This is a genomic window from Ensifer sp. 22521 (genome assembly GCF_052044795.1).
GTDB lineage: Bacteria > Pseudomonadota > Alphaproteobacteria > Rhizobiales > Rhizobiaceae > Ensifer.
On sequence record NZ_JBQENM010000062.1, the window covers coordinates 1 to 7,601 of the forward strand.

Annotated in this window: 5 protein-coding genes; 1 reads left to right on the top strand and 4 read right to left on the bottom strand. The window is 62.0% G+C overall.

The window, feature by feature from the left end:
- Positions 1-8: 8 nt before the first annotated feature.
- A complete protein-coding gene (gndA, locus tag ACTJKE_RS36375) occupies positions 9-1,433 on the top strand; it encodes an NADP-dependent phosphogluconate dehydrogenase (protein WP_440693885.1) in 1,425 nt (474 codons plus the stop codon).
- A 55-nt stretch (positions 1,434-1,488) separates the two neighbouring features.
- Here the strand turns inward: gndA and ACTJKE_RS36380 are convergent, their stop codons facing one another.
- From ACTJKE_RS36380 to ACTJKE_RS36395, 4 genes are all read right to left on the bottom strand, one after another.
- Complete coding sequence (locus tag ACTJKE_RS36380) at positions 1,489-1,746, bottom strand: hypothetical protein (RefSeq protein WP_063893427.1); 258 nt, start codon at positions 1,744-1,746, stop codon at positions 1,489-1,491.
- Between the two features lie 758 nt (positions 1,747-2,504).
- Positions 2,505-3,836, bottom strand: a complete 1,332-nt coding sequence (locus ACTJKE_RS36385; protein ID WP_113515265.1) for an HlyD family type I secretion periplasmic adaptor subunit — start codon at positions 3,834-3,836, stop codon at positions 2,505-2,507.
- The gene (locus ACTJKE_RS36390) at positions 3,833-5,686 is read right to left on the bottom strand and encodes a type I secretion system permease/ATPase (RefSeq protein ID WP_440639590.1); all 1,854 of its coding nucleotides are present in this window, start codon (positions 5,684-5,686) and stop codon (positions 3,833-3,835) included. Before ACTJKE_RS36390 ends, ACTJKE_RS36385 begins: the two co-directional genes overlap by 4 nt.
- Positions 5,687-5,783: 97 nt before the next feature.
- A partial coding sequence (locus ACTJKE_RS36395) for a DUF5801 repeats-in-toxin domain-containing protein (RefSeq protein ID WP_440693883.1) occupies positions 5,784-7,601 on the bottom strand: 1,818 nt, incomplete at its 5' end.

Genomic DNA, 7,601 nt, shown 5'->3' on the forward strand with positions numbered 1-7,601 from the left:
GCAATCACGTGTCACAGGCGGAAATCGGCCTAATCGGTCTCGGCGTCATGGGCTCGAACCTGGCGCTCAACATCGCTGAAAAGGGCAACAAGATCGCGGTGTTCAACCGCACCGTCGAGGCGACGCACAAGTTCTACGCGGAAGCCGGTGAACTCAAGGGCCAGATTGTGCCCTGCGACACCATTGAAGAGTTTGTTGCCGCCATCCGTCCGCCGCGCCCGATCATCATCATGATCAAGGCCGGCGAGCCGGTCGATCAGCAGATGAAGATCCTCGAGCCCTACCTTTCCAAGGGCGACATCATGATCGACGCCGGCAACGCCAACTTCCGCGACACGATGCGCCGCTTCGAGGCGCTGAAGGACAGTGGCCTGACCTTCATCGGCATGGGGGTTTCCGGCGGTGAGGAGGGCGCGCGCCACGGCCCGTCGATCATGGTCGGCGGCAAGGAGGAGTCCTGGAAGCGCGTCGAGAGCGTTTTGACCTCGATCGCTGCCAAGTATGACAACGACCCTTGCGTTGCCTGGCTCGGCGAAAACGGCGCCGGCCATTTCGTCAAGACCATCCACAACGGCATCGAATATGCCGACATGCAGATGATCGCCGAAATCTACGGCATCCTGCGCGACGGCCTGAAGATGTCGGCGACCGAGATTGGCGACGTCTTCGGCACCTGGAACAAGGGCCGCCTCAACTCCTACCTGATCGAGATCACCGAGAAGGTGCTGAAGGCCGCTGATCCTCTGACCGGCAAGCCGATCGTCGATTTGATCCTCGACAAGGCCGGCCAGAAGGGCACCGGCAAGTGGTCGGTGATCGAAGCGCAGAACATGGGCGTGCCGGCAACCGGCATTGAGGCGGCGGTTGCGGCGCGCAGCACCTCCTCGATGAAGGACGAACGCGAAGCGGCCGAAAAGATCCTCGGGCTGCCTGAGGTCGGCGACTTCAAGGTGGCCGACAAGGCAGCCTTCATCAGGGATCTCGAAAGCGCGCTGCTGGCCGCCAAGATCGGCGCCTATGCGCAAGGCTTCGCGGTGATGTCGGCGGCATCAAAGGAGTTCAACTGGAACCTGCCGATGCCGACCATTGCCAAGATCTGGCGTGCCGGCTGCATCATCCGCTCGCAGTTCCTCGACGAGATCACCACCGCGTTTACCAAGGCGCCGGACGCTGCCAACCTGATCGTCACCCCGGCCTTCGCCGCCATGGTCAAGGAAACCGACGCAGCCCTGCGCCGCGTCGTCTCGGCAGCTGTTCTCGGTGGCCTGCCGGTGCCTGCGCTTGCGTCAGCGCTCGGCTATTTCGACAGCTACCGCCGCGGCCGCGGCACGGCCAATGTCATCCAGGCGCAGCGCGACTTCTTCGGCGCCCACGGCTTCGACCGCGTCGACGGCGCCGACAGCCACCACGGTCCGTGGGGCAGTGGCTTCTAGCTGGCACTCGGAAATTGCGACCGTTCGATCCTTTCAGGAGCTAAGAGGCGGGCACTCAATTGACAAAGCGAGGACTGACATTCGTGAGCAAACTCACGACCTTGTCTTCGATCGCCTGACAGTCGTTCTCGTACCGGGCGGTCAGTGGATCGCCTGAAATCGCGTGCTCTCGGAGTTCATCCCGGGTGATCACCGCGATGCCATAAGCCTCTAACAGGGTACTCAGCGAAAGGAACCTCAGCTCCGCAAGCTGTTGCCGATGCCTCGGCAGCCGCATCATCAGGCGTGCCCGTCCGATCTTCTCAAAATCCATCGTTTCCGCCTTCAGGTAACGCCTGAAAGCCAGTGTCCTCCACAATCCGAGGGGTAGCAACATGAATATGACCGTGCAGCCTCTGCAGCGGCAATTGAGCGCGGCAGGACCGCGAGATGGAAATCCTCAATCCGACCAGTGAAATAGTAGCGTCAGGAGTGATGTTGGCGAGGTCAAGAACAAACACCAGTCGCTAGACAGCCGCGTCTCGGCCGAATGACCAAACGCGTTTGTGCCGGAACGAGGAGTGGGGGATCCCAGAGCGCTTAGTCGAATGGGGCTGGGGCGAGCGCTCTGGGATCACTAGCGCCAACGACGGAGGGCAGTCCTTGGCTCCTTGGCGCTTAAACAGCATGGCGGGCGGATTCGGAATGAGCAACGCCGCTAGGACCTTTGCCAGAGCGCACCAGACCTAAGTCTGGCAAGATCTCAAAGAAACGGCTCCCGAAAATCGAGCACTCGGCCAATCAGTTGGGCTCCGTTGGCAGACCTCGGAGCCCGGTCGGTCGATCATCCGGTTGCTGCGTAGCGACGTGGGAACATGCCTGCAAAAAGCTAAGCGCGAACACCCAGACGATGATGAGAGAGAGCGCGCGAAAGAAGTTTGCGCACGGAGAAATCTGCACTTGAACTCGCATCGGCCGAGCGCCTGATGGACCACAGAACCGGCGCGGCCTCCGCAATCATCGTGGTCGATGAGCAAGAGCTCGACAAGCTTGCCGGCCGCAATCTGCTTCCTCCGCAACCGGGCTGGCTTCCTATTTTTCCCGTAGCGCCCGGCGGAAGTTCTGCGTGATTGGTTCTGCAAGGTAGGCAAGCACGGTGCGGGCACCCGTCCGGATCATTGCCTCGCTCGACATGCCGGGCAACAGTTTACGGCCCTCGAGCTTGGCGAGTTCGTGTCTGTCAATCAACACGGTTGCGGTGAAGTATGGCGTCCCGCTGCGTTCCTCTATCATGCGGTCCGCCGATACGATCTCCACGACGCCGTCGAGTGGCGGCAGGTTGTAGCGTGCGAAGGCTGGAAAGCTGACACGCGCTGGCTGTCCGGGGGCGATCGTCTCGACATCTTCCGGCCTGACCATAGCCTCGACCACGAGCTGCTGTCCGAGAGGGACCACGGTCATCAATGTTTCTCCGGGCTTCACGACACCACCGTCCGTGTGGACCTTCAGATCCATGACGATGCCGTCAACCGGTGCGACGATGTCGGTGCGGGCAAGCACGTCGTTGGCGGAACGCTCCTGCTGTTTGAGGTCAAACAAATCCGCCTCGACCTTACTCAATTCCTCGACAGCATCTTTCAGCCGCACGGTGTTGAGGTTCAGAATCTGCGCGTCAATTTCGGCCATGGCGCTTCTGGCACGAGCGATCGCCGCGATATTGGTAGCGCGCTCCCCCTCGATCTCGCGCTGTTGTCGTCTAAGCAGCAGGTTCCGCTCGCGGGTGGTGAGTGCCTTCTTGAGCAGAGCTTCAAGATCCTTAGTCTCGCCTTCAAGAGCCTCGATCTGCCTGTCCTCGGTCGCAACGAGTCTCTCCAGTCCGGTTATCTCCTCCTCGGCCTGGTGGCGGCGTTGTCCGAGAATGGTCCGCGCGTCGTTCAAGTTGTGGCGCTTTGCCGCGAACACGTCGCGCTGCGTGGCCACCGCGTCCTTGGCAGCGGTCGCACGGTTTGCGAGCAGCGCCGGATCAAAGTCGATCTCGGCCTTGTCGTCACGCTCCGCCCGGAGCCGCGCGGCCAGCGCCTCGCGCGTTGCGATCCGGTTCCGAACCAGGTCCAGTTGTGCTTTGGCCTGCGTGTCGTCGAGCCGGATCAGAACCTTGCCGGCCTTGACGATGTCACCGTTGGTGGCGTTCAACTCCGCGATAATGCCGCCCTCGAGGTGCTGGACGAGCTTGCGGTCGCCTGCGACCTTGACAACGCCCGGCGCAACTGCAGCGCTGTCCAACGGCGCCAGCGCCGCCCAACCTCCGGCCGCACCGAAAAAGAGGACCATGATTGTGAACCCGGCCCAGGTCACGCCGGCGAGACGCAAGGGTATCGGCTTGGGCATCGGCGGTGGCGGGGCAGGTAGCGGTACAACGGTCATGTCTGTTTCCGATCCGATGGTTGCGCGGCGTCCGCAGGGCCACCTGAACTGCCTCCCGCAACAGGGCCGGACCTAGGTGGTAAGTTTCGGACCGTGAATCGGGGCGCTGGACCGGGACCGCCGTCTTGGTTCGCGGCTATGGTTGGGATCTGAACTACCTCGCGGCTGCGCCGGGCGAGTTCGTTGAAGACATGATCACGCGGGCCAAAGAGATCTTGCTGGCCTCGGTTGAGGACCAGTATCTTGTCGACCTTGTCCATGATGTTCGGTCGGTGCGCGATCAGGATAATCGTCGTGCCTGCGGCCTTGACGGTACCGAGGGCTGCAATCAATGCGTCTTCGCCTTCGCGGTCGAGATTGGAATTCGGCTCGTCCAGGATAAGGAGTGCCGGGTCGCCGTAGAGCGCCCTCGCTAGCCCGATGCGTTGACGCTGCCCGCCCGACAGTGTCGCGCCCGACTCGCCGATCTCGGTAGCGTAACCCTTCGGCAGTCCCTTGATCAGTTCGTGAACTCCCGCCAGTTGTGCGGCCTTGACGACGTTGTTGAAGACCGGCGTGTCGAGCTTCGCGAAGCGGCAGATGTTCTCGGAGACAGTACCGGCGAAGAGCTCGATGTCCTGCGGCAAGTAACCGACATAGCGGCCGCGGTCCTCTGCCGCCCATTGGGCGACGTCCATGCCATCAAGCAACGCGCGTCCTCCGGATGGGCGCCAGGCACCGGCCAGTATCCGCGCCAGACTCGTCTTTCCGGCCGCGCTAGGGCCGATCAGCGCCATTACCTCGCCCGGTTTGAGCTGGAAGCTGATCCCTTTCAGGATATGTTCGCCGCCCTGCCGGGCAAGCACAAGATTGTCGGCCTCAAACCTACCCTTCGGCCGCGGTAGTGGCAGAACCGGTGTGGCCTCCAGGTGTTCGCCGGCGACTGCGGCGAGACGACGGTAGGCGGCCCGCGCTCCAACAGTCGCCTTCCAGGTGCCGATCGCTTGCTCGACCGGGGACAATGCGCGACCCATGAGGATCGAGGCGGAGATCATGATGCCGGGCGAGGCCTCGTTGCGAAGTACGAGGTAGGCCCCGAGGCCTAGTATGGCCATTTGCAAGGCTAGTCGGTGACACCGCGCGATGGCCGCGATGAAGCCGCCACGGTTGGCGGCGAGAACCTGTCCATGGTTTGCCTCGTCCTGCTGCGCTTTCCACCCCTCCAGCAGCGGCTTCAGCATGCCCATCGCCTGCACGACCTCTGCATTGCGGATAGCCGCCTCGGCCTGCACGTATGCGCGCGATTGGGCGCTTTGGGCCTCGGTCAATGGTTTGCGTGTGAGGTATTCGTTGAGCAATGCCAACGCGAACAGGACAATCCCGCCGCCCAGCGCCAGCCAACCGAGCCAAGGGTGCATGAGGAATATGGCCCCGAAAAACAACGGCGCCCAAGGCGCGTCAAGGATCGGGAAAATGCTCGGGCTTGTGAAGAAATTCCGAACTTGATCCAGGTCGCGCAATGGACGGGCATTGACCTGACCGGGCGCTGAAGCGGCATACTCCACCGCTGCTGTCAGGAGCACCGGCGCCAACCGCGCATTCATCCAGGATCCGACTGTTGCGAGCAGACGCCCGCGCACGATTTCCAGCCCCGCCATTGTGGCGAGCGCGCCCACCGCCATCAGTGACAGCATCCCCAACGTTTCCAGGCTGTGGCTGGACAACACGCGATGGTAGACCTGGAGCATGTAGATCGCGCCGGTCAACATCAGCACGTTGATGCCGGCACTGAACCAGATAAGCGGCTGGATGGCCCGGCCGGCTTCTTTCATCACAACCTGTAGGGCGGGGCGTTGTTGGCTGGTTTTCATCTTCTATAACTCTAGGACGCGGGACCAGAAGAACGCTTAGCGGGGCGACACCCCGGCAGATCACGGGGGCAGCTTGGCTGCCCCCGTGAAAGAAGTGTCAGGTAACATCAACAAGGATGTGCTGCGTCTCTGTCTGGTCCCCGTCCGCGTCCGCGACCTGGAAGGCGAAGTCGAGGTTGGCGTCGACTGTCCCACTGGACTGCTGGACAAACCCGATATCCACGATCTTCAACACATCGTTATCGGTCGGGTCCCAGGCTGTCAGGCCGCTGGTGGTGCTGCTGTCGCCACCGGCCCCGATCGCCCCATTCAGGTTGATGGCGTTGCCCGTCAACCCATTTGCGCTCTGCATGATCTGGATGCCCTGGATCTGGTAGGTCTCGGTACCGTCCGTGTAGTCGTTCTGTTCGATGATGAGCAAGGCATCGTTATTATCGAGCGTGAACTCGGTGCTGTACGGGAAGGGGACATTGGCGTTCCCCTTGATCAGGTCCGAGTTCTGCACGTTGACCGCCCGCGTGATCTCGTTGCCGTTGGCATCCTTCAGGTCGAGGATCAGGACCAGGTCTTCACTGCTCCCGATGCCATCGAACTTGATGACAACGCCGCTGGCACTGGTGGTCGGGTCAAGCTTCTCAGTGCCACCACCGGGGGCGTTCGGGTTGACATCCGAGAGAATGTTCTCTTTGAAGAACCGCAAGGTCAGAAGTTCACCCTTCTGGATCGTGTCGCCAGCGACCCCGTTTGTCGCCTGGGTTGCAGATACCCAGTCTTCGAAGTTGTTGCTGACCATCTCGTGAATGCCAGTGCCGGATGTGAATGAGGTGTCGTTGGAAGTCCCATCACCGTCGCCTGTGAACGAGAACGTCTTGTTCTTGTTGTTGAGCGCATTTGCGGTGAACTGCACGAAGAACGGGTTAGGATCGTCGTCGGGCGTGAGCTGCTCCGCGACGATCTGTGGGTGTCCGGTGTTGCCGGCGGGTGCTTTAGCCAGCAACTCATTGGTGTGCAGCACGTCGAAGCTGAAGCCTTCGAGCGGGTCGGTCAGGGTGATGGTATAGGTGCCGGCCTCCTTGTCGAAGACGAGGGTGCCCTCCGCCGTCCCGGTCTGGAGGCCAGCCGCTGGGTCCTTGTCGTAGGTGAAGGTGAAGTCGAACGTCGCGGAGGTGAGGCTCTCCGAATTCAGCGTCACAATTGGGTCGAGGATATTGCCTCCGCCGCCACCGCTGATCGTGCCGCTGAGCCCGATCTGGACGCCAGCAAGCGCGGCATTCTGGTCGACAAAGTCGGAACCGCCGGCCGTGTAGAACGCCGCCGTGCGAGCATCCGCGCCGATGTTGTACCCGAAGGCTCCGGTGGCCGACTGGTTGTCCTCGTTGGCCAGGGTCTCGTGGGTCCCTGGGGTGCCGCTCTGGTCACCGTCAAACGGCACGGTGATCGTCGGCCCGTCATCCTTGAAGTTGAGGTTCTGGCCGATGTTGTGAGTGTCCGAGTCCTCGTCCCCGTCGTTGTCGGTGATGGTTGCCGTCAGGGTGATGAGGTCGGCAGCAGCCAAGGTGATGCTGTCGTCATGGTTGCTGGCGTCCGGATGGACCACCGCGCGGGCCTGGTCGAGCGTGACCACGCCGGCGGCGCTGACGCTGACCGTGAACACAACAGCGCCGACGGCCGAGCCGGCACGACCGACCACGTTATCACCTTCCTTGAAGAGCAGGACGGCGTCGCCGGTTGCGGTGTCGACGAGGCCACTGTCGTTGTTGGCCTGATTGATGCCGAGCGCATAGCTGATGGCGTCACCATCCTCACCGGCATCCGAGGTGAAGGAGGTCGAGAAATCGGCGCTGTCGTCGTCCGTCAAATCGGTCTCGTCGACCGTCAGTTCCGGCGGGGTGCCGTCTGCCGTGATGCTCGGCCC

What these genes read in the sequence shown, in the direction of transcription:
- ACTJKE_RS36380 (WP_063893427.1), bottom strand. Translation starts at nt 1,746, where the DNA reads ATGGATTTTGAGAAGATCGGACGGGCACGCCTGATGATGCGGCTGCCG.
- ACTJKE_RS36390 (WP_440639590.1), bottom strand. Translation starts at nt 5,686, where the DNA reads ATGAAAACCAGCCAACAACGCCCCGCCCTACAGGTTGTGATGAAAGAA.
- ACTJKE_RS36385 (WP_113515265.1), bottom strand. Translation starts at nt 3,836, where the DNA reads ATGACCGTTGTACCGCTACCTGCCCCGCCACCGCCGATGCCCAAGCCG.